The sequence below is a fragment of the Streptomyces sp. NPDC058964 genome (assembly GCF_042741275.1).
Classification (GTDB): Bacteria; Actinomycetota; Actinomycetes; order Streptomycetales; family Streptomycetaceae; genus Streptomyces.
Genome location: NZ_JBHYKH010000080.1, coordinates 1 through 22,584 on the forward strand (window position 1 = coordinate 1; position 22,584 = coordinate 22,584).

20 protein-coding genes and 1 pseudogene are annotated in these 22,584 nt (G+C 69.3%); 17 read left to right on the plus strand and 4 right to left on the minus strand.

The window, feature by feature from the left end; all coding sequences use genetic code 11:
• Both ACFW2E_RS13195 and rox read left to right on the plus strand, forming a co-directional pair.
• Positions 1–550: pseudogene (locus tag ACFW2E_RS13195) on the plus strand (NAD-dependent epimerase); the annotation flags it as partial.
• Positions 551–1,126: 576 nt separating this feature from the next.
• Positions 1,127–2,557 carry a rifampin monooxygenase gene (gene rox / locus ACFW2E_RS13200; RefSeq protein WP_384465739.1) on the plus strand — a complete coding sequence of 477 codons (1,431 nt, stop codon included), beginning with the start codon at positions 1,127–1,129 and terminating at the stop codon, positions 2,555–2,557.
• A gap of 24 nt (positions 2,558–2,581) precedes the next feature.
• On the opposite strand, the gene ACFW2E_RS13205 is transcribed toward rox, so the two are convergent.
• Entirely contained in the window at positions 2,582–2,908 is a 327-nt protein-coding gene (locus ACFW2E_RS13205) for a hypothetical protein (RefSeq protein ID WP_384465741.1), read from the minus strand.
• Between the two features lie 36 nt (positions 2,909–2,944).
• Positions 2,945–3,376 (minus strand): response regulator, encoded by a 432-nt coding sequence (locus ACFW2E_RS13210; protein WP_384465743.1) that lies wholly within the window; start codon positions 3,374–3,376, stop codon positions 2,945–2,947.
• Positions 3,377–3,746: 370 nt separating this feature from the next.
• On the opposite strand from ACFW2E_RS13210, the gene ACFW2E_RS13215 reads away from it, so the two are divergent.
• The 12 genes from ACFW2E_RS13215 (at position 3,747) to narI (ending at position 17,666) form a co-directional block, all read left to right on the plus strand.
• A complete protein-coding gene (locus ACFW2E_RS13215; RefSeq protein WP_384465745.1) occupies positions 3,747–5,324 on the plus strand; it encodes an ATP-binding protein in 1,578 nt (525 codons plus the stop codon).
• The gene (locus tag ACFW2E_RS13220) at positions 5,321–6,508 is read left to right on the plus strand and encodes a PP2C family protein-serine/threonine phosphatase (protein ID WP_384465747.1); all 1,188 of its coding nucleotides are present in this window, start codon (positions 5,321–5,323) and stop codon (positions 6,506–6,508) included. The genes ACFW2E_RS13215 and ACFW2E_RS13220 overlap by 4 nt, the downstream gene beginning before the upstream one ends.
• A 60-nt stretch (positions 6,509–6,568) precedes the next feature.
• Complete coding sequence (locus ACFW2E_RS13225; RefSeq protein WP_384465749.1) at positions 6,569–7,138, plus strand: GNAT family N-acetyltransferase; 570 nt, start codon at positions 6,569–6,571, stop codon at positions 7,136–7,138.
• Between the two features lie 227 nt (positions 7,139–7,365).
• Positions 7,366–8,403 carry a hypothetical protein gene (locus tag ACFW2E_RS13230; protein WP_384465750.1) on the plus strand — a complete coding sequence of 346 codons (1,038 nt, stop codon included), beginning with the start codon at positions 7,366–7,368 and terminating at the stop codon, positions 8,401–8,403.
• Between the two features lie 200 nt (positions 8,404–8,603).
• On the plus strand, positions 8,604–8,786 hold the full coding sequence (locus ACFW2E_RS13235) for a hypothetical protein (RefSeq protein ID WP_384465752.1): 183 nt from the start codon (positions 8,604–8,606) through the stop codon (positions 8,784–8,786).
• 380 nt (positions 8,787–9,166) lie between these two features.
• Positions 9,167–9,358, plus strand: coding sequence for a hypothetical protein (locus ACFW2E_RS13240; protein WP_384465754.1), 192 nt, complete (start codon positions 9,167–9,169; stop codon positions 9,356–9,358).
• A 279-nt stretch (positions 9,359–9,637) separates the two neighbouring features.
• The gene (locus tag ACFW2E_RS13245; protein ID WP_384465756.1) at positions 9,638–10,111 is read left to right on the plus strand and encodes a hemerythrin domain-containing protein; all 474 of its coding nucleotides are present in this window, start codon (positions 9,638–9,640) and stop codon (positions 10,109–10,111) included.
• Positions 10,112–10,149: 38 nt separating this feature from the next.
• Positions 10,150–10,656, plus strand: coding sequence for a universal stress protein (locus tag ACFW2E_RS13250; RefSeq protein WP_384465758.1), 507 nt, complete (start codon positions 10,150–10,152; stop codon positions 10,654–10,656).
• Positions 10,657–10,793: 137 nt separating this feature from the next.
• Positions 10,794–14,519 (plus strand): nitrate reductase subunit alpha, encoded by a 3,726-nt coding sequence (locus tag ACFW2E_RS13255; RefSeq protein WP_384465760.1) that lies wholly within the window; start codon positions 10,794–10,796, stop codon positions 14,517–14,519.
• Positions 14,519–16,240, plus strand: a complete 1,722-nt coding sequence (gene narH, locus ACFW2E_RS13260) for a nitrate reductase subunit beta (protein WP_384465762.1) — start codon at positions 14,519–14,521, stop codon at positions 16,238–16,240. Before ACFW2E_RS13255 ends, narH begins: the two co-directional genes overlap by 1 nt.
• The gene (gene narJ, locus ACFW2E_RS13265) at positions 16,237–16,899 is read left to right on the plus strand and encodes a nitrate reductase molybdenum cofactor assembly chaperone (RefSeq protein ID WP_384465764.1); all 663 of its coding nucleotides are present in this window, start codon (positions 16,237–16,239) and stop codon (positions 16,897–16,899) included. Before narH ends, narJ begins: the two co-directional genes overlap by 4 nt.
• Positions 16,896–17,666, plus strand: coding sequence for a respiratory nitrate reductase subunit gamma (gene narI, locus ACFW2E_RS13270; RefSeq protein WP_384465766.1), 771 nt, complete (start codon positions 16,896–16,898; stop codon positions 17,664–17,666). The genes narJ and narI overlap by 4 nt, the downstream gene beginning before the upstream one ends.
• Before the next feature lie 36 nt (positions 17,667–17,702).
• On the opposite strand, the gene ACFW2E_RS13275 is transcribed toward narI, so the two are convergent.
• Positions 17,703–18,179: a hypothetical protein gene (locus tag ACFW2E_RS13275; RefSeq protein ID WP_384465768.1), complete on the minus strand. Its 477-nt coding sequence runs from the start codon at positions 18,177–18,179 to the stop codon at positions 17,703–17,705.
• Between the two features lie 411 nt (positions 18,180–18,590).
• Between ACFW2E_RS13275 and ACFW2E_RS13280 the strand changes: the two genes are divergently transcribed.
• Together ACFW2E_RS13280 and ACFW2E_RS13285 are read left to right on the plus strand one after the other, a co-directional pair.
• Positions 18,591–19,169, plus strand: coding sequence for a TetR/AcrR family transcriptional regulator (locus ACFW2E_RS13280; RefSeq protein WP_384465770.1), 579 nt, complete (start codon positions 18,591–18,593; stop codon positions 19,167–19,169).
• Between the two features lie 92 nt (positions 19,170–19,261).
• Positions 19,262–20,887: a M48 family metallopeptidase gene (locus ACFW2E_RS13285; protein WP_384465772.1), complete on the plus strand. Its 1,626-nt coding sequence runs from the start codon at positions 19,262–19,264 to the stop codon at positions 20,885–20,887.
• Between the two features lie 25 nt (positions 20,888–20,912).
• On the opposite strand, the gene ACFW2E_RS13290 is transcribed toward ACFW2E_RS13285, so the two are convergent.
• Complete coding sequence (locus ACFW2E_RS13290; RefSeq protein WP_384465773.1) at positions 20,913–21,479, minus strand: RICIN domain-containing protein; 567 nt, start codon at positions 21,477–21,479, stop codon at positions 20,913–20,915.
• Positions 21,480–22,069: 590 nt separating this feature from the next.
• On the opposite strand from ACFW2E_RS13290, the gene ACFW2E_RS13295 reads away from it, so the two are divergent.
• Positions 22,070–22,584: NAD(P)-binding domain-containing protein (locus ACFW2E_RS13295; protein WP_384465775.1), on the plus strand; the 515-nt coding region annotated here is incomplete at its 3' end.

A 22,584-nucleotide genomic window follows, 5' to 3' on the forward strand; every position in this document is an offset into this window, starting at 1 on the left:
GCCCAGGCCCCAGACGAGCTACGGCACGCAGAAGCTCATCTGCGAGAACCTGATCGCGGACTACACGCGCCGCGGGTTCCTCGACGGGCGCGTCGCCCGCCTGATGACCGTCGTGGTACGCCCGGGCCCGCCGAACGCCGCCGCCTCCGGCTTCCTGTCCGGCATCATCCGCGAACCGCTGGCGGGGCTCCCGGCGACCTGCCCGGTCCAGCCCGACCTGCGCGTCGCCCTGGCCTCACCACGGCGCACGGTCCAGGGAATCCTCCGCATCGCCGAGGCCGAGCGCGGCCTCGGGCCGGGGCGGCTCGAAGGCCCGACGCCGGTCAACCTTCCCGCGCTCACGGTCTCGGTCGACGAGATGCTCGCCACGCTGCGGCAGGTGGCCGGCGACGCCGCCGCGGACCTGGTGACCATCGCGCCTGACCCTGCCATCGAGGCCATCGTGGCCTCGTGGCCCGCGGTCTTCGACAACAGACGCGCTGCCGGCCTCGGCCTGGAGCCCGATCCGAGCTTCCTGTCAGTCGTGCAGGACTATCTCGCGGAGAAATGACGGCGTGCGTGCCGCGTCGGCGTTCCCCGGTGTCTTGGTGCGCAACGATCGACGCATCCGGCACCTCGTGGTGGACGGGACGGTCTGGCACTGGACTGTACGGCAGCGAGTGAGACCCGGCTACGCCGAATGCCGGGTGATATGCCGGGTGACACTCTCCTTCTTCAAGGAGACGCCGAGGCAGGACGCTCGACATCAATTGTCCCCGGTCTTCTCCCCGGGCCCGGGGCGTTTCGTTTCGAACCCGTACTTCGAGGCGGGCACGGTCGTGCGCCTCCCCGACCGCAGCCGGCTCGGCTTCTACGAGCCGGGAACGGGACGGAAGCGTTCGCGTGATGGGTCACCGCATCCAGGAATACGGACAGGTTGAGGAAGCGCGTTCGCCCGCGGCGGCCACAACGGACAAAGGCAAGGAGCATACCCACTCCTTGCCCTGTTCAACGTATAGCGCACGGGGGGCCTTGCGGCAAGGCCCCGGTTGTGCTGCAGAATCTCCGGCCGAGGCGGCCGGGACCTGCGGAAAACAGGTACGTGGAGCGGTCGGCCGAGAACCGTTCTCGTTCACCGGGGGTTTTGATGATTGACGTGATCGTCGTCGGCGGCGGGCCGACCGGTCTGATGCTGGCGAGCGAGTTGCGGCTGCACGGCGTGCAAGTGCTCGTGCTGGAGAGGGAGACGGAGCCGACCAGGCAGGTGCGTGCGCTCGGTCTGCACGTGCGCAGCATCGAGGTGATGGATCAGCGCGGTCTGCTGGAGAGGTTCCTCGCGCACGGCCGGCAGTACCCGCTCGGTGGCTTCTTCGCCGGTATCCCCAAGCCCCAGCCGGAAGGGCTGGACTCCGCGCATGCGTACGTCCTCGGCATCCCGCAGACCGTAACCGAGCGCCTGCTGACCGAGCACGCCACCGAGCTCGGCACCGAGATCCGGCGCGGCTGCGCACTCGTCGGGCTGAGCCAGGACGACCACCAGGTGACCGCCGAGCTGTCCGACGGCACCCGGCTGCGCTCGCGCTACCTCGTCGGCTGCGACGGCGGCCGCAGCACGGTGCGCAAGCTGCTCGGCGTCGGCTTTCCCGGCGAGCCCGCCACGGCCGAGTGGCTGCTGGGCGAGTTGGAGGTGGCCGTCCCGCAGGAGACGCTGAACGCAGTGGCGGCCGAACTCGGCACGGCGACACCCTTGCGGTTCGGCCCCGCACCCCACGAGGACGGGGTGTACCGCTTCGTCGTGCGCACCGAGGCACTGGCCGAGGACCGCATGGTCCCGCCGACCTTCGAGGAGTTCGCAGCACGGGTACGCGAGATCGCCGGCACCGACTTCGGCGTGCACTCACCGCGCTTCCTGTCCCGCTTCGGCAATGCCACCCGGCTGGCCGAACGCTACCGGACCGGTCGGGTGCTGCTGGCCGGCGACGCGGCGCACATCCATCCACCGACGGGCGGGCAGGGGCTCAACCTCGGCATCCAGGACGCGTTCAACCTCGGCTGGAAACTGGCCGCCGAGGTCGGTGGCCGGGCGCCGGAGGGGCTGCTGGACAGCTACCAGACCGAGCGGCAGCCGGTGGCTGCGGACGTGCTGGACAACAGCCGTGCGCAGAGCGAACTGATGTCCCCCGAGCCTGGTCCCCAGGCAGTACGCCGGCTGCTGGCGCAGCTGATGGACTTCGACGAGGTGAACCGGTACCTGATCGAGAAGATCACGGCGATGGGGATCCGCTACGACTTCGGCGAGGGCCATGAACTGCTCGGCCGGCGGTTGCGGGACGTACAGCTGAAGCGCGGCCGCCTCTACGCCCTGATGCACGGCGGTCGAGGGCTGCTGCTCGACCAGACCGGCCGGCTCTCGGTGGCGGGCTGGACGGATCGGATCGACCATGTCGTCGACGTCAGCGACGAGTTGGATGTGCCCGCGGTGCTGCTGCGCCCCGACGGTCACGTGGCGTGGGTCGGTGAAGACCAGCGAGAGCTGCTCAGTCGGCTGCCCAGGTGGTTCGGCGCCGCCGCCGGCTGACCTCGCGGTCGCTCGGCCGGGCGGTCAGGACACTGTGTACGGGTGGCCGAGGCGGGGGAACCCGGGAAGCAGGCCGGTGTGCGGACCGACGGGGTGGTCTGTGAGATTGCCGCCCCGGACCATCGCCGGCCGCGCGGAGGTGACGTCGTCGGGAATCTCCAGCACGATCCGGCAGGCGCTCTTGCCGGTGCCGAAATCATTCCCTCCGTATCGGAGATGACTACCTCGGCTGGCTGTGAACGGGTTCACCTTCATGATCAGCACGGTGCGCCCGCTCTGCGCGGAGGAAGAGATGAACACGTCCGTCAGGTCAGCCGGCCGTCGGCCTTGGGCGAGCTCGGCGCCGCTCATGCTCCGCTCGCCGCCGCAGACGGGCCGCGCCGATCCCTACTCTTTCGGAGGCTTGACGGCGATGTCGAGGTAGAACGAGTCGATGCTGCGGACCGCTGCCTCGAATTCCTCGAGGTTCACCGGCTTGGTGACGTAGGCGTTGGCATGGTGACGGTAGGCGCCGGTGACGTCGTCGGGCGCGGCCGACGTGGTCAGTACGACGACCGGGATGGTACGCAGATCCGGGTCCTCCTTGACCACGGCTAGGAACTCGCGCCCGTTCATGCGCGGCATGTTGAGGTCGAGCACGATGAGGTCGGGACGCTCGTTGTCCGGATCGCGCAGGTAGTCCAGGGCTTCGATGCCGTCGGACACCTGGGTGAGATTGCGAGCCCCGCGCTCGGCGAGAGCGTCCTGGATGAGCATCGCGTCAGCGACGTCGTCCTCGACCAGCAGCACGTCATGGGGGCGGGTTGCGGCGGCGGCCATGTTCACGAGCTCCGGGGTGTGGGAGGGGAGTTGGGACGGTGTGCCCTGGTGGTGACCGACTCGGGCCGACGGTGCCGGGCTCTTTGACGGCTCATGCCCAGGGCTCGGCCGATGTCGGGGTAGCCCGTTCCGCTCTTGGCTGCGGCGTGCGGGCCGTCTCGGGTGCCCGCCGGGCCAGTTCGTTCACCACCTGGGCCACCAGCGCGGCACTCGCCCCGGGCGGAGCGGGAGTTGAGGGCTGACCAGGCATGCCGCCACCCTACGGCGTTGATCTCGGCCGGGACAACATGCCTTGTCAGGTGGTGGGTACAGTGTTTCTGCCGCGCACCCAACCGTAGCCCGGATCGCAGAGGGAGAGAACCGAACCGCGATGAAGACCGAGCCGTTGGAGACCGCGGGTGCGTTGTCCGGCTGGACCACCCGACGCTGGCTGCGGGTCGGGGTGGCCACCACCCTTGTGGTCCTGATGGCGCTGGGATCGGTGGGTGGCTGGGCGATGTGGCGTACGTCGCGGATCACGTCCGAGTTGGTGGACCGGCGCTCTCCCGCCCTGATCGATGCGATGCGGGTGGAGGAGGCTCTGGTCAACCAGGAGACGGGAATCCGGGGTTACGGGCTGTCCGGCCGTCAGGACTTCCTGCAGCCCTACGCGCAGGGCGTGGCCGACGAGAAGGGCGCCATCCGGCGACTGCGTCCCCTGGTCCAGGACGACGCCCAGGCCCGCGCCGACCTGGCGAAGGTCGAGAAGCTGGCGGACACCTGGCAGGAGCGCGTTGCCCGACCCGTCTCGGCCGGCTCCGCAGCGGATGCCGTGAGGCTCGCCTCCCAGCGAGCGGGGGAGGGCAAAGCCGCGTTCGACTCGCTGCGTCGGGCGATGGCCCGTCAGCAGGAGCACCTGCAGAACGAGCGGGCGGCGGCCACTGGTGAGCTGCGGCGAGCCATGTCGCTCCGGAACTGGACGTTCACGGTCATCGCCGTCGTCATCGTCCTGGTGGCGTCCTTGGTCTTCGAGGGGCTGCGCCGCGGCGTCACCGATCCGCTCAGCCGGCTCGGCTCGGCTGCCCGCGAGGTCGCGCAGGGCCGTTTCGATCGTTCCCTCCAGGGAACGGGTCCCGCCGACCTGCGTCGGCTGGCCTCGGACGTGGAGTCCATGCGGCGACGTCTCGTGGAGGAGCTGCAGTTCAGCGAGGCGGCCCGCGGACTGCTCGACGAGCAGGCGGAAGAGCTGAAGCGGTCGAACACGGAACTGGAGCAGTTCGCCTACGTCGCCTCGCACGACCTGCAGGAACCGCTGCGCAAGGTGTCCAGCTTCACCCAGCTCCTGCAGCGGCGCTACGGAGGCCGGCTGGACGAGAAGGCGGACCAGTACATCGCCTTCGCCGTCGACGGCGCCAACCGCATGCAGGTCCTCATCAACGATCTGCTGGCCTTCTCTCGGGTGGGTCGCGTGCACAACGACTACCAGAGCGTCGACCTCGAAGCGGTGCTGAGCCGGACGCTCGACAACCTCAGTGTGGCGGTCGAGGAGACCGGCGCCGTGATCACCCGGGACGCGCTGCCCACGGTCGTGGGGGACACCACCCAACTGGGCATGCTCTGGCAGAACCTGCTGTCGAACTCCCTCAAGTTCCGCGGGCCGGACCTGCCGCCGCACATCCGCATCAGCGCCGTGCAGGCGGGCGACTTCTGGGAGTTCGCGGTCAGCGACAACGGCATAGGCATCGCACCGGAGTTCCAGGAGAAGGTCTTCGCCCTCTTCCAGCGACTGCACACCAAGGACGCCTACCCCGGCACCGGTATCGGCCTGGCGATGTGCAAGAAGGTCGTCGAGTTCCACGGCGGCACCATCAAGATAGACCCCGACCACACGCAGGGCACTCGCATTGTCTTCACCCTTCCCGCCGCCGGGACCGAGTCCGCGGCTCTGGAGAGAAAGACGCAGCCGTGACCGACCAATCCGCGCGCCGCCCCGAGCAGTTCAGCATCCTTCTCGTGGAGGACGACGACGGAGACGCCCTCCTGGTCGAGGAACTCCTGTACGACACCGACCTGCCGCACACCCTCGCGCGTTGCCGGACGGCCGCCGAGACGAACAGGGCACTCGCCTCGGACCCGGTCGACTGCATTCTGCTCGACCTGCACCTTCCCGATGCGTCCGGTGTGGACACGGTCCAGCTGATCCAGGCGGACACCCATGCCGCCATCATCGTCCTGACCGGACTGGACGAACCCCGGGCCGGAGTCGACGCGCTCGCCGCCGGCGCGCAGGACTACCTCATCAAGGGCAAGGTCCAACCGGACCTCATGCAACGCGCCGTCCGTTACGCCGTCCAGCGAAAGCAGGCCGAGCGCGCCAACGCCGCCCTCCAGATCGGCCGGCTGCGTGCCGAGGAAAACGCCCGCCTGGAACGCGGACTGCTGCCCGAACCACTGCTGTCCTCCACCTCCGTCACCGCATCCAGCCGCTACTATCCCGGCCGGACCCAGGCGCTGCTGGGAGGCGACTTCCTCGACGTCGTCCAGACGGGCGACGGGCAGGTCCACGCCATCATCGGAGACGTCAGCGGTCACGGCCCCGACGCGGCCGCACTCGGCGTCTGCCTCCGCATAGCCTGGCGCGCTCTGACCCTCGGCGGCCACCGCGACCAGCACCTGCTCCAGCTACTCGAACAGATTCACATCGCGGAACGCACCGGCAGTGACCTGTTCACCACGTGCACCCTCATCACCCTGGACCCCCAGGCGGCCACCCTCACCCTGCACCTGGCCGGTCACCACGAGCCTCTCCTCGTCACCCCCGACGGAGCCGAGGAAGTCACGGCGGCCCACGGCGTCGCCCTCGGTATCGCGCCCGGACTGGGCAAGTGGACCGCCACCACCCTTGCGCTGCCTGCCCGCGGCGCCCTCATCGCCTACACAGACGGCCTCGTCGAAGGCTTCGCCGACAGCACGGGCACCCGGCTCGGAGTGGACGGCCTGCTGCGCATCATCGACACGATCCACACGCCGGACCCCGGCACGCACCTCGACCAGCTCATCTCCGCGACCCGCACCCTCAATGCCGGCCGGCACACCGACGACCTCGCCGTCCTGCGCCTGGACTGGAGTACAAGCAGGCCCGAGCACGCTTGAGGCCCACCGGTTCCTCCTATCCCATTGCGATGATCCGCCCCGCGAAACAATCATGGCTGCATGGAGCGACCGAGTCGGATCATCGCGTGCGGGGACTTCGTCCTGCGCCGCTGGCGGACGCAGAGCGACTTCGCTCCGACGTTCAAGTTGATCGAGGAATCGCTGGACCATCTGCGCCCGTGGATGCCGTGGGTCGCCGGTCACAGTGAGGAGAGCACCCGAGACTTTCTCACGAATTCCGAGTCGAAGTGGGCGACCGGCGACGCGTACAACTACGCGATCTCCAAGGACGGCATGCTCATCGGCATGTGCCAGACCTACCGCGCGGCCGAGCCACAGGGGTGGAGGTTGGGATACTGGCTGCACCCCGCCGCCACCGGCCGGGGCATCGCCACGAGAGCGACGGCAGCCATGATCACCGAGATGTTCGCCCTGCCGGACGTGGAGTACGTGGAAATCGCGCACGACCTGGCCAACACCTCCAGTGGTGGCATTCCGCGCCGGTTGGGGTTCACCGAAGTCCGTCGTGAGCGGGCAATACCACCCGCGGCTCCCTCAGGCAGCGGCATCGAGGTGGTCTGGCGCCTGGACCGCCCTGCATCGGGCCCGAGACCGAAGGTGTTGCGGTGACTGTTGTTGAAACGGTTGCACGAGTGCGAGTCAGTGGCGGGCACCCTGTCGAGCGGTTGACCTGTCATCCAAGGCTTCCCCTCGTCGCCGGCTTGGACTCGGAGCGTCCGGCGGTCCATGTGTGGCGCTGCGAGACGGGGCATCTGTGGGAACTCGGGTCCGTCGGAGCCGAGTCGCGTGTCTACGGCGATGCCCTCGGTCGGGACCGGATGGAGCGGACACCCGCTGTGGCGTGGCATCCGGATCAGCCGCTGCTCGTGGTGGCGGGCGAGGACGGAGTGGTGCAGTGGACCCCTGCAGGGCTCTGTGAACTGGACGGTTCTCCGGCCACGGCCGATTACCGCAGTCTGGCATTCAGCCCGGACGGCCGGACGTTGTGGGCATCGCCGTCGTCCGGGGACGAAGACATCGCATGGGAGAGCTCTGACGTCCTCGACCTCGCTTCAGGAACCGTCGGCGCGGGCCCACGTTGGGACACGGGGGTCGCGGAGCATCCCGGCGGCGGGTTGGTGGCCACCCTGTGCAGTGATCAAGGAGCGACGCTCGGACTCTTCGCGCGGGTTGACGACGGGACCGCCCCTGCCGCGATGCGAGTGCTTCGCCGGGCGCTGATCCTGGATGCCGACGGTTACGAGACACCGGTCTTCAGCGGTGACGGACGCCATCTTGCGATCAGGGGCAACGCGTACGAGAACTCACTGGAGGTATTCGAGTTTCCTTCGCTCCACCGCGTACTGGCGACGACTCTCGGCGAACCGAACCCGGGCTTCCCGTACCCGCAGGAGTGGCTCGATCAGTTGCACGCCTGGTCGCGGCACAACATCGCGTTCGGATCCCAACCCGGCGTGCTCTGGGTCGGAACGCCCACCGGGACCCTCGTCGAAGTCGACCTGGAGGCGCGGCATGCGATCGAGCACGAGGTGCTGGGCGGCTCCCCGGTGTCCGGGCTGGGCGCCACGGCGACGGGCGGTCTCGTCATTGCCGGCGGCGGTGGCGAGCTTGAGCTCCTGTCCGTGCGTGCCGGCTCCGCAAAGTCCCATGACACGGAGCGCGATACGTCGCGGGCCGCAGTGACAGCGTTCATGGACACCACGTCCGAGGTTCCTGACGACGACGGCGACCTGGAGACACACCTCGCCGTAACCGACGGAGCCCGCACCTGGGAATCGGCAGACCTGGCAACGGTGACCACCGCGACCGCAACGGATCCGACCTGGCTGCGACTTCGAGCGGTCATCAACGACGCACGTGACCAGGATGATTGACCGCTCGCCCGGCGGCACCGAGCCGAGACTTGGCGGCTGCCGCTCACTGTTCGGCGGTGAAGTGGCAGTCCGCGAGAGTCCGCAGCGATGCGACGCTCGCCGAGGAGCGCCATCAGGGGTGCCGAGTTATTGCCCGACGTTGGGGCAGGTGACCGTAACCCCTGGTCGGGTGTCCGGTTGAGTGGAGTATGGATGACCTTTTGGCCGACACCGCCGACCTGCCGGATCGTATGGAGCCCCGTCTGCCCCTGCTGACTGTGTCCGAGGCACAGCAACTGATGGAGGTGCTGCGGCATTTCGGGGCGATGGACCATGACTGGGGTGCCCAGGCCCGGCACTTCGCGGCGGAACTCGCCGCGCGTGTTCCGCTGCATGACTTGTAGTCCGGCTCGGTGCCGCATACCTGCATGTCATGATCCCGCTTCATGAGCGAATCTTCACTGTCACCCGCCTGGCCGGCCTTGTGGGTGGGGAGGGTCTCCGGCGTTCTGACGACGATGACGGACGAGTTCGAGCGTCGGCACGGATACGCCCCAGGCACCAATTGTGTCCGGCCGGCGAGCCATGATGGTCGGGCCGCGGCTCGCGCCCTGGCCCAATCGCGGCTCGCACCCGCTGACCTCATCACCTTCTACGGCAGCATCGGCGACGTCACCTGGGCGGACGTCGGCAACGGCTACTTCGTCGATCCGGCATGCGATGTCCTTCTTCGGCTCAAGGAGTACGGAGCTGTCGATCTCGGTGGGGACAAGGGGGGCGTGGCTTGGTCATCGGCTCCAACGGTGGCGGTCTGTACTACGTCACTGGCCCTGACGGGTCGGTCCGCCGGACGCGCACAGCATCCCTGGACGAACCCGAACTCGACCGGGTGGCCGATGACCTGCGGGAGTTTCTGAAGCTGCTGGAGCAATCCCTGACGCAGTTCGTCGCCAACGGTGACCCGGGACGCCTGTAGGAGCAGTCTCCGCCGGTTGCCGCCGTGCGGGGATAGGGCCCTTCGGCCCTCTGACCGTCCCCCTACCACCCACGGTCCACCTGCCTGACCGGGACCCTCCGTCCTGCGGCCGGGACTGGTGGCCCCTGCCGCCCACGGCCCCGGAAGCGGAGAGTGGCACGGGACGACGGTCCACTGGAAAAGGGGCCGTGACCGCGGTGGCCAGTGGCACCACGCGCACCCGCCGCCCTACCGCGCAGACGAATACCGCACGCACGAGAAGAGAGGGCCTCAGCCACCATGTGCGAGTACTGCGGCTGCCAGTCCCTGGCGACCATCGACGAGCTGACCCGTGAGCACGACACGGTCGTCAACCTCATCGGCTCCGTGCGGGACGCCCGGCGTGACGACGACCTGCCCCGCATGGCCGAGCTGGCCCGGCGGATCGCCGCCCTCCTCGCCCCGCACACCGAGGTGGAGGAGCACGGCCTGTTCCCGGCCATGGCCGCCGAGTTCCCCGACCAGATCGCGGCGCTGGAGGCCGAGCACCTTCGCATCGAGGCAGTGCTGGCGGAGGCCGCCGACACCGTACCGGGCGACCCCGCCTGGCCCGAGCGGCTGAGCGCAGTGCTGGACCTGCTGCGTGAACACATTCTCAAGGAGCAGGACGGCGTCTTCCCCGCCGCCCTGGCCCTGCTCGAACCCGAGCAGTGGGCGGCGGCCGAGGCGGTCCGCGCCCGTGTCGGCACGGCCGCGCCCGAAGCCGCACGCTGAAGTACGCGTTCGTCACAAACCCGCAGGAGAGGATTCCGATGCCCACGTCACTCACCCAGCCGGCCGAACCGCTTGTCACAGCGGCGGAACTACTCCGTGAGGAACTGCCCGGCCCACAGCGGACGCGCCCGCGGCTGGTGGTCGGCGTGGATGGGTCGTACGGCAGTGGGGCCGCTCTGTGCTGGGCGGCACGGCAGGCCCGCGAACGTCAGGCCGTCCTCGACATCGTGACCGTGTGGGACGAGGCCGCGCAGCCGCCGCCGGGCCGGGGACGCCGGGGCGAGGGACAGCTGGAGCTTGCCCGCGAGCGACTGGAGCGAGCGCTGGCGGCACTGGCCCGCGAGCGGAACCTGCCCAAGCGCGTGATCACCGCGCCCCTGCACGGCTTGGCCGGCGAACAGCTGGTCCGCCGTGCCGCAGGCGCTGAGCTGCTGGTTCTCGGCACCAGCGGCATCGGCTCGCCCGAGATCCCCGGCGCCATCGGCCTGTACTGCCTGCGCCACAGCAACGCCCCGGTCGTCTTCGTTCCGGCCCCGCCCGGCTAGGCATGTCCGTGTGATGGTCTTCTCGGCCGTTCGTGGTGTGGCTGTTGACCGTTGTGGTGTCCTCGGTCGTACAGTCGAATCCGGCCGAACCGATCACGACTCGAACGGGCCCGCACGCCCGGGAGCGGAGTGCCGCGGTGAGCACGGACACCAGCCCAGAGCGGGCGCAGCCAGGCCTGGACGGCGACTTGACGGAGGCGCTGGTACGATCGCGCCGCTTCTTCACGCGGGCGGAGGTCTCGGACGATCTGCGCACCCTGTACAAGAGGGGCGGGCGGCAGTCGGACGAGTTCTACCGGGACCGCTGGTCGCACGACAAGGTGGTGCGCTCGACACACGGGGTGAACTGCACGGGCTCGTGCTCGTGGAAGGTGTACGTCAAGGACGGCATCATCACCTGGGAGGCCCAGCAGACCGACTACCCCTCGGTCGGCCCGGACCGTCCCGAGTACGAGCCGCGCGGCTGCCCGCGTGGGGCCGCGTTCTCCTGGTACACCTACTCGCCCACCCGGGTGCGCTACCCGTACGTGCGGGGCATGCTGCTGCAGATGTACCGCGAAGCGAAGGCCCGTCTCGGAGATCCGGTGGCGGCCTGGGCGGACATCGTCTCCGACCCCGTGCGTGCCAGCCGTTACAAGCAGGCGCGGGGCAAGGGCGGCCTGGTCCGGGCGAGTTGGGACGAGGCGGTGGAGATGATCGCCGCCGCGCACGTGCACACGATCAAGGAGTACGGGCCTGACCGCCTGGCGGGCTTCTCACCGATCCCGGCGATGTCGATGGTGTCGCACGCCGCCGGTGCCCGCTTCTACTCCCTGCTCGGCGGGGTGATGCTCTCCTTCTACGACTGGTACGCCGACCTCCCGGTGGCCTCGCCCCAGATGTTCGGCGACCAGACGGACGTGCCGGAGTCGGGGGACTGGTGGGACGCCGGTTATCTCATCATGTGGGGCTCCAACCTGCCGGTGACCCGCACTCCGGACGCGCATTGGATGGTGGAGGCCCGCTATCGGGGTCAGAAGGTGGTGGCGGTCTCCCCGGACTACGCGGACAACGTGAAGTTCGCGGACGAGTGGCTGCCCGCTCGGCCCGGTACGGACGGCGCCCTGGCCATGGCCATGGGACACGTGATCCTCAGGGAGTTCTTCGTCGACCGCGCCACGCCGTATTTCACCTCGTACGTCAAGCAGTACACGGATCTGCCCTTCCTGGTCGCCCTCGACGAGGCGGAGGGGGAGCCGGACACCTTCACGCCGGGCAAGTTCCTGACCGCTGCCGATCTGGGCGGCGAACCGGCGTCGGCGGAGAACGCGGAGTTCCGGACCGTGCTGCTGGACGCCGTCACCGGGCGTCCGGTCGTGCCGAACGGCACGCTCGGTGACCGCTACGGCGATGCCGGCGCCGGGAAGTGGAACCTGGATCTCGCCGGTACCGACCCGCTGCTGTCCGCCGAGGGCGGTGACGAGGCGCCGGTCGCGGTCGAGCTGCCCCGATTCGACGCCCCGGACGGCAGCGCCGGGAAACTCCGCCGTGGAGTGCCGGTTCGCCGGATCGCCGGACGCCTGGTGACCACGGTCTACGACCTGCTGCTGGCCCAGTACGGCGTGGCCCGCGAGGGGCTGCCGGGCCGGTGGCCCGCGGGCTACGACGACGCGAACGAGCCGTACACCCCCGCCTGGCAGTCGGCCATCACGGGCGTCGACGCGGACCGGGCAGCGCGTATCGCTCGGGAGTTCGCGGCCAACGCGGAGGAGTCCGGCGGCCGCTCGATGATCATCATGGGAGCGGGCACCAACCACTGGTTCCACTCCGACACCATCTACCGGGCGTTCCTGACCCTGACCACGGTGACGGGCTGCCAGGGCGTCAACGGCGGGGGCTGGGCCCACTACGTCGGCCAGGAGAAGGTCCGCCCGATCACCGGCCACTCGGCGATCGCGACGGCGGCGGACTGGAACCGGCCGGCCCGACTGATGATCCAGACCGCGTACTGGTACCTGCACGCCGACCAGTTCCGCTACGACCCCTTCTCCGCCGACGCCCTGGCCGCGGACGGCTCCGGTACCGGCCCGTTCGCCGGGAAGAGCACGGCGGACGTCATCGCGGCCTCGGCACGGATGGGCTGGATGCCGTCGTATCCGACCTTCGACCGCAACCCGCTGGACCTGGCCGACGAGGCCGACGCCGCAGGGCGCCCGGTGGCGGAGCACGTGGTGGACGAACTGAGGGCGGGGCGAATGCGGTTCGCGGGCGAGGACCCGGACGCGCCCGAGAACTTCCCCCGGGTACTGACGGTGTGGCGGGCCAATCTGCTGGGCTCCTCGGCCAAGGGCAACGAGTACTTCCTCAAGCACCTCCTCGGCACCGACTCCTCCGTCCGGGCCGCCGAGGCGCCGCCCGACGCCCGCCCCCGGGACGTGAAGTGGCGCAGGCAGGCACCCGAGGGCAAACTCGACCTGCTGCTGACACTGGACTTCCGCATGACCAGTACGACCGTCTACTCCGACATCGTGCTGCCGGCCGCCACCTGGTACGAGAAGCACGACCTGTCCAGCACGGACATGCACCCCTTCGTGCATGCCTTCAACCCGGCGATCGCACCGCCCTGGCAGACCCGCACCGACTGGGACGCCTTCCACACCCTCGCCAAGGAGTTCAGCCGCCAGGCCGCGGAACACCTCGGCGTACGCAAGGACGTGATCGCCGCGCCGCTGCTGCACGACACGCCGGACGAACTGGCCAACCCGCGTGGAACAGTACGGGACTGGAAGGCGGGGGAGTGCGAACCGGTGCCCGGCCGCACCATGCCGAAGCTGGTGACGGTCGAACGGGACTACGGGGCGGTGGCGGAGAAGATGGGCTCCCTCGGCCCCCTCCTGGACGAACTGGGTGCCACCACCAAGGGCGTCACCTTCCATCTGGACGAGGAACTGCAGTATCTGCGGCACAAGAACGGCGTCGTGCACGGCGGAGCGGCCGACGGGCGCCCCTCGATCGCCCGCGACGCGCAGGCGTGCGAGGCGATCCTCGCGCTGTCCGGCACCACCAACGGCCACCTGGCCACCCAGGGCTTCCACGCCCTGGAGGCCCGTACCGGCAGACGACTCGCCGACCTGGCGGCCGAACACGAGGGCAAGCGGATCACCTTCGCCGACACCCAGGCCGCACCCGTGCCGGTCATCACCTCCCCGGAGTGGTCCGGCTCCGAGACGGGCGGCCGGCGCTACTCGCCGTTCACCGTCAACGTGGAACGTCTCAAGCCCTGGCACACCCTCACCGGACGCCAGCACTTCTATCTCGACCACGACTGGATCACCGCCCTCGGTGAACAGCTCCCCATCTACCGGCCGCCGTTGGACATGCACGCCCTGTTCGGCGAGCCACGAGTCGGGGAGAGGGACGAACTCGGCGTGGCGCTGCGGTACTTGACCCCGCACAACAAGTGGTCCATCCACTCCGAGTACCAGGACAACCTGTTCATGCTGTCGCTGTCCCGGGGCGGCCCCACGATCTGGATGAGCACGAACGACGCGGAGAGGATCGGCGTCCAGGACAACGACTGGATCGAGGCGGTCAACCGCAACGGAGTGGTCGCCGCCCGCGCCGTCGTCTCGCACCGCATGCCCGAGGGCACCGTCTACATGCACCACGCCCAGGACCGGCTCATCGACGTACCCCGAACCGAGACCACCGGCAGGCGCGGCGGCATCCACAACTCGCTGACCCGCCTGCTCATCAAGCCCAGCCACCTCATCGGCGGCTACGCGCAGCTCTCCTACGCCTTCAACTACCTGGGGCCGACCGGGAACCAGCGGGACGAGATCACCGTCATCCGCCGACGGACGAACCAGGAGGTGGAGTACTGATGCCCCGCGGCGAAGCCACCATCGGACGCGTCATGGCCCAGATGGCGATGGTCATGAACCTCGACAAGTGCATCGGCTGCCACACCTGCTCGGTCACCTGCAAACAGGCGTGGACCAACCGCACCGGCGTCGAGTACGTGTGGTTCAACAACGTCGAGACCCGGCCCGGCCAGGGCTATCCCCGCCGCTACGAGGACCAGGACACCTGGAAGGGCGGCTGGGAACTCAACAAGCGCGGCCGCCTCGCGCTGAAGGCGGGCGGCCGCTTCAAGAAGCTGATCCAGATCTTCTCCAACCCGGTGCTGCCGTCCCTCGACGACTACTACGAGCCGTGGACCTACGACTACGAGACGCTCACCAACGCTCCCCTCCAGGAGCACACCCCGGTCGCCCGCCCCAAGTCCCTCATCTCCGGCAAGGACATGAAGATCTCCTGGTCGGCCAACTGGGACGACGACCTCGGCGGTGCGAAGGCGACCAGCGAGAAGGACGTCCTGCTGAACGAGGTCTCACAGAAGATCAAGTTCGAGTTCGAGCAGACCTTCATGTTCTATCTGCCACGCATCTGCGAGCACTGCCTCAACCCGTCCTGCGCGGCCTCATGCCCCTCCGGCGCGATCTACAAGCGCACCGAGGACGGCATCGTCCTCGTCGACCAGGACCGCTGCCGGGGCTGGCGGATGTGCGTGACCGGATGCCCGTACAAGAAGGTGTACTTCAACCACCGGACCGGCAAGGCGGAGAAGTGCACCTTCTGCTTCCCCAGAGTGGAGGTGGGCCTGCCCACCGTCTGCTCCGAGACCTGTGTCGGCCGGCTGCGCTACATCGGACTCGTCCTCTACGACGCCGACCGCGTCCTCGAAGCCGCCGCCACTCCCGACGAGAAGGACCTGTACGAAGCCCAGCGACGGGTCTTCCTCGACCCCGACGACCCGCGTGTCGTCGCCGGGGCGGAGAAGGCGGGCATCCCCCGGGACTGGATCGAAGCCGCCCGGCGCTCCCCCGTCCACGCCCTGATCAACACCTACAAGGTGGCCCTGCCACTGCACCCGGAGTACCGCACCCTGCCCATGGTCTGGTACATCCCACCGCTGTCCCCGGTCGTCGACGCCGTCCGTGACACCGGCCGCGACGCCGAGGACCACCGCAACCTCTTCGCCGCCGTCGACGCCCTGCGCATCCCCGTCGACTACCTCGCCCAGCTCTTCACCGCCGGGGACCCCGCGCCCGTGGAGGCGGTGCTGCACCGCCTGGCCGCGATGCGCTCCTACATGCGCGACATCAACCTCGGCCGCGAGCCCAACGCCATGATCCCGCAGACGGTCGGCATGACCGAGGAGCAGGTGTACGACATGTACCGGCTGCTCGCGCTGGCCAAGTACGACGAGCGGTACGTCATCCCGCCCGCCCACGCCGAACAGGCCCACCAACTCGAAGAGCTGGGCACGGAGTGCAGCCTCGACTACGAGGGTGGCCCCGGCATGGGCGGCTCGGGGCCCTTCGGTGAGACCTCCGGCGGCGCCTCCCCGATCGCGGTAGAGACCTTCCACGCTCTGCGCGACCGCCAGACCTCCGACACGGCGGCCGCCCCCACTGGTAAGTCAGGCCGGGTCAACCTCCTCAACTGGGACGGCAAAGGCTCACCGAAGGGTCTGTTCCCGCCCGGTCCCTCCGCCGGCAGCAGCGGCGACCGTGCGGGGGAGGCCGACCCGCAGCCATGAGAAGGACGATCAAGCCCGCCGCCCGCATCGCACCCTGGCACTCGGTCGCCTGGCAGACCCAGTCACTACTGCTCGCCTATCCCGACGACCAGTTCCCGGCTCGCCTGGCTCTGGCCCGCCGAGCCGCCGCACACCTGCCCGCCCGAGTCCGGGAAGCCCAGCTCCGCTTCACCGAGCACGCGCAACACGTCAGCGCCGACGAGCTGGCAGTGGCCTACGTGGAGACGTTCGACCACCGCAAACGCTGCTCTCCGTATCTGACCTACTACGCCCACGGCGACACCCGCAAACGCGGCATCGCCCTGCTGCGGCTGAAGCAGGCGTACGCCGCCGCGGGATGGCGGCTGACCGACGACGAACTGCCCGACCACCTCGCCGTCGTCCTGGAATTCGCCGGCACCGAACCGGCCGCCGGACACCGGCTGCTCACCGAGCACCGTGCCGGTCTCGAACTGCTCCGCCTGGCCCTGCGTGACACCGGCTCGCCCTGGGCGGCCGTTCTGGACGCCGTCTCGGCCACCCTGCCCGCCCTCGGGGGCGACGAGCGCGAGGCGGTGGCCCGGCTCGCCGCGGCCGGGCCACCCGAGGAGCAGGTCGGGCTCGATCCGTACGCGCCGCCGCAGTACATGCCCGACCCCTTGACCGGAGGCCCGCGATGACCGCACCCGCGCACCACGTCACATCGGCGGTGGACGTGGGCACCGGCAGCATCCTGCTGTGGGTGGTCCTGCCCTACGTCGCGCTGGCGGTCTTCGTCCTCGGCCACGTGTGGCGCTACCGCTACGACAAGTTCGGCTGGACCACGCGCTCTTCGCAGCTGTACGAGCGCCGGCTGCTGCGGATCGGCAGTCCGCTGTTCCACTTCGGCATTCTCGTCGTCCTCCTCGGCCACGTCGGCGGCCTGGTGATTCCCAGGAGCTGGACGGAAGCCGCCGGGATCAGCGAGCACTCGTACCACGTCGGCGCCGTCGTACTGGGCACGATCGCGGGTGTCGCCACGCTCGGCGGGCTGGCCGTCCTGGTCTACCGGCGCCGCACCGTCGGCCCGGTCTTCTCCGCCACCACCCGCAACGACAAGGCCATGTACGTCTCCCTGACCCTGACCATCGTGCTCGGCCTGTCGGCGACCCTGGTCGCGAACGTCATCGGCGGAGGCTACGACTACCGCGAGACCATCTCCCCATGGTTCCGCTCCATCTTCTGCCTCCGGCCCGACCCGGACCTGATGACCGGCGCCCCGGCGCTGTTCAAGCTGCACGCGATCAGCGCCATGCTGCTTTTCGCCGCCTGGCCCTTCACCCGGCTCGTCCACATGCTCACCGCACCCCTCGGCTATCTGACCCGGCCCTACATCGTCTACCGCAGCCGCGACGTCCGACTCGGCACCCGAGCACCGCGCCGCGGCTGGGAACGCACCAGGTCCTGAGTCCAGTGCCATGAGCGCAGCCGAGATGGGGGCGGCTCAGTCGCCCGAGAACCCGAAGATACCGACGTCGGTGGGTTCATCCCCGGTGTACAGGACGACGTATATGCCGGTCCAGCGCATGCGGCACTCGTCCAGGAGCGACTGCGCACGGGTGGGCGGAAACGTGATGGCCGCATGGGCCTCGGCGAGCAACGCCTCGAACTGGCCGGGCGTGGGACGATCGGTCCCGAAGTGGTGCCTGACACGCTCGGGCGCCAGCGGCCGCAACGTTCCGTAGTCCGCGATGTCGTGGTCCGAGGGCGCGGCGGTCGTGTGGACGACGCGGTCGACGTCGAGGATCGAGTGAGTTCCCTCCTCACCCATGAACTCCTCGTCCTGCCACAGCTCTTCGAGGTCCTGGTACGTGTCGTCATCACCGTAGAGTTCCTGGAAGACCTGCGTGTGCAGAGCCTCCAGAGACTCCTCGACACTGCCTTTGAACGGAGTGACGTACTCCCAGCCACTGGCACCCAACGTGCTGCTCCTCCCGGCGTGACATCCGAAGATCGCTGCCACATTAGAGAGAGCCACTGACAATGGCCCGGTCACGCGGATGTGCGGATGGCGAGCTCGTCGAGCAGCAGGCAGTCGAGAAGCACCTGCGGCGGCTCCCCCGGCACTCATACCGAACCGGGGGAACCTGAGCCGGGCCGGCCCCCAAGGGGAACGCCGCCGTCCCGACCTGCTCACAGAGTCCCCCTTGTTGCGCCGCTCAGACATGTCTTTCTTCTGCGCGGTGAAGCAGGCGCACGAGCACGCACGAGGCAGAGCGTCGTCGGACCGAGCTGGAGGTTGCCCGGACGTGGACCCCTGACGGCGATTGCTCCGCGCGTAGTACTCTCGATGAAGTGGTTCGGGTGTAGTACTGCAGCTGGAGTGGTGCCAATGGTGAGACGGAACGACCAGCGGCGTGCTGCCCTCGTCGACGCTGCGATCGAGGTCCTGGCCAGGGAAGGCGCACGAGGGCTGACGTTCCGAGCGGTGGACACCGAGGCCGCTGTACCCGCAGGTACGGCATCCAACTATTTCGCGAGTCGCGACGCTCTGCTCACCCAGGCCGGCGCCCGTGTCTATGAGCGGCTCCAGCCCGACGAGGCCACCATCGCGCGCCATCGGGCAGCCGATCGTGACCGGGACACATACGCGGAGCTGATGCGTGAACTCGTCGGCCGCGTCGCCTCCTTCCGCACCGGTTACCTGGCACTGCTTGAACTGCGCCTCGAGGCCACCCGCCGCCCCGAGCTGCGAAAGGTCCTCACCGAGCGGGTCAGGGCAGACATCGACGCCAACGTCGCCTACCACGAAGCCTCGGACCTCCCTGGTGACGCCATGACCGTCAAGCTGCTCATGCTGGCTCTGAACTGGCTGATCGTGGAGCAGCTCACGCTGCCTGAGGTCTTCACGGAGGCAGAGCGTGAACTGCTCGTGACGGCTGCGGTGGAGCGCATCGTCGCGACGCCGTAGGACAGGTGTACCTTGCTGTCCGTCTCTCCGGCAGATCCCGGACGTTGCCGCCCCGGCCGGGTCGGCCGAGTACCACGTGAGGGCCCCTTCCGATGATCCTCCGGCTGCGCGTTGCCCGCGCGATCGTGCTGCTGGTCGGCTTCTGGCTGATGGGCGCGGCGCTGCTGGCAGCCATGGGCGTGCTCGACCGGCTGCTGCTGACGCGACTGTTCACCGCGCAGGTGGCCGGGCTCGAGGGCGTGATCCTCGCCGTCACCGTGCTGCTGGCGGTGGTGATTCTGCGGGGCATGTTCGCCTTCGTGCGGGCCGGGCGCCTGGGTCCGGCACCACAGGGGGTAGCGGTCGCGCCGAAGGACCAGCCGGAGCTGTGGCAACAAGTGCACGCCGCCGCCGAGGCGACGGGGGAACGGCCACCGGACGAGCTCTATCTCGTTGCCGAGGTCAACGCCCGCGTCGCCGAACAGAGCCGCCTGCTCGGACTTCTGCCCGGACGGCGCCGTATGCTCCTGGGACTGCCCCTGCTGGCCGGGCTGACCCTCCCGCAGCTGCGTGCCGTCCTTGCCCACGAGTTCGGACACTACGCCAACCTCGACACCCGGCTCGGCGGTGTCGTCATGCGAGGCCGGAATGCAGTGCTCCACACGGTGGAGGTGTTCAGCAGGGGCAGCACCCCGCTGCACCACACGATCGGGGCCCTTTATCTCGGCTACGCCCGCATGTTCCTGCGGACCTCGCAGTCCGTGGCCCGCCACCAGGAACTTGCCGCCGACCAGGTGGCCGTCCGGTACGCGGGGCGTGACGCGACGGCTGCCGCGCTGCGAGCCCTTCCGGTTCTCCATACCGCGCACACCCACTACCTGCAGACCTACGCCGATATGGGCAGGCAGCTGGAGGCGCTTCCTCCGGCAGGTGAGGTGCACGGCGGGTTCGTACGGATGCTTGCCGCCCGGCCGGGCGAGCGCCTCGCCGACCTCACCGCGGGACAACGTCCACCGCGGCCACATCAGTACGACTCCCACCCGCCGACCGCCGAACGGATCGCCCTCGTCGAGAAGCACCCCGCCGACGAACCGGCCGACGGGTCGGCCGACGCGCCGACCGCGTTCAGCCTGCTGCGCGACCCGAACCGGGTGTTCACCGAGTTGGAGGCGCACACCCTGCCACCCGAGGCGGCGCGGCTGCGGCGCATGAGCTGGGACGACCTCGCCATGGCCCGCGCGATCCTCGATGCCGAGGGCTGGGCCGCACCGCTGCGGCTCGCCGTCGCAAGGGCGCTGCGTTCCAAAGCAGAACGCGCCGACGAGCAGGCGCCCACACACCGCGCGGACGTCCCGGTCGATCGCGAGGGCCCCGAGTTGCCCACCCTGGAAGAAGTCCTGGACGCGTTCGACCGTGGCCTGCTGTGGACGGCAGTCGCCGACCGTATGCCGAAGCACCCGCAGGCGGCGCGGCTGGTTGGGCCGTCGGCCCGCAACTTCATCCGGCCCAAGATCTTCGACGGGCTCGCGGGTCTGGTCCATCTGCGCCTCGTCGAAGCCGGACTGGCCGCGCCCGACATCGCATGGTCGGGGCGCCCGGGACTCGTCCTGCCCGAGGTGTGGGAAACGGGCATGGACGACGCTCTCGACGCGGCCGTCGCCGACGAACCCGACACCGCCCCTCTGCGTGCCCTGCTCGCCGGCCCCGACCGCGTGCCCGTGCAGTCGGGCGGCTCCTGAACCCTGCGGCGTCGCCGGCGATCGGCTACCAGGCGTCGTCGTTGTGGGCCAGCTTCCAGAGTCTGTCCGAGGACGGGTACGAGGTGTCGAGGTAGACCGTCTCGTACCTGCCGTCCTCGGCGTACTGCTTGACGGTGAGGGCGACGTTCCTGTTCAGGGCAGGCCGCCAGATCCACCAGCCTGTGGGGTGGCCGCCGACCCGCTCCGCCTGGAGACTCCACTTCTGGGTGTCCGAGCCGTTGCAGTTCCGTACGGTCACGGCGCCGCCGCGAGTGGGCCGGGCATCGACCGGCTGAAGGCACTTGTTCGCGGCACGGTTCTTCAGCTCGATGGTCCACTCCCCGTTCGCGATCGAGCCGAAGCCGTCCCATGCCTCGGTCGAGAAGGCGAACGCCGGATCGCGCAAGGTCACCGGGGTGGCGCCCTCGGAGACCCGGTCCATGAAGAGGGCCAGCCGGCCACCGCTTGCCTGGTTGACGAGGTCTTGATTCGGGAAGTCCGTGGCGGCCGCAGGGGGCGCCGTGGTGAGAGTCAGCGCAGCGACAGCGGTGCCAGTTGCGCAGACGGACAGGGCGCGACGGCGAACTGACATGGTGTTGTCACCTTTCGCAGTGCCTATGGCTGATCGGACGAGTCGTAGGGGAACATTGCCGCCGCTGAGGCAATTGCCAACGTGGAGTCGCGGCCGTTCACTTGGACGGAGCTACGGAGCTACGGAGCTACGGAGCTACGGAGCTACGGGGTGACCGCGACGTACTGACGCGATGCGTCGCAGGACGCTGGGGATGTAGGGCCGGTACGGGCTCTCGGACCGCTGGGTTACTCCATCCGCGCAGGCATCGATGGCACCGCGCCGCCTACGGCCGACGGGCCCAGCCGGGCACCGGCGGCGCATGCGAGCGCCATGAACATGCGGGGACCGGTGATTCAGCGTGTACTGGGATGTCAGGAGCACCGAAGGGATCGGACCGCTGCCCATGACCGACCAGGACAGGCCGCCGGTGAACACCGTGCGCGGGACGCACATGGATGCCGTGCGGCGGGCGGGTACGGAACGCCCGGGTACGCCGACTCCTTCCACCGTCGTCGGCCGAGCGCGCCGAGGCCGGCCAGGGGAATCGGCCACGCCCCCTCCGCCCTCGCCATCCATCACCACCGTGCCGCGCAACGGGGAGGAAGACGATGAGCACTGACACCCCCATGCAACTCGGCATGGTCGGGCTCGGACGCATGGGCGCCAACCTGGTGCGCCGCCTCATGCGCGACGGTCACACATGTGTCGTGTACGACCTCAGCACCGACGCCGTCAGCGAGTTGGAGCAGGAAGGCGCCACCGCCGCGTCCTCCATGAAGGACCTCGTCGGCAAGCTGAGCCGGCCACGGAACATCTGGCTGATGCTCCCCGCGGGCGTGGTGCAGGGCACGGTCGACGAGCTTGCCGACCTGCTGACGTCCGACGACATCGTCATCGACGGCGGCAACTCCTACTACCGCGACGACCTCAGCCGCTCACAGCAGCTCGCTCCACTCGGTATCCACTACGTCGACTGCGGCACCTCCGGGGGCATCTGGGGCCTGGAACGCGGCTACTGCCTGATGGTCGGCGGACCGCAGGAGGCGGGCCCGCCGCAGGAACCCCACCACCGCCCCAAAGCCCCCGGCCCCCGGCCCCCGCTCCCCACACCCCCGCGGCCCCC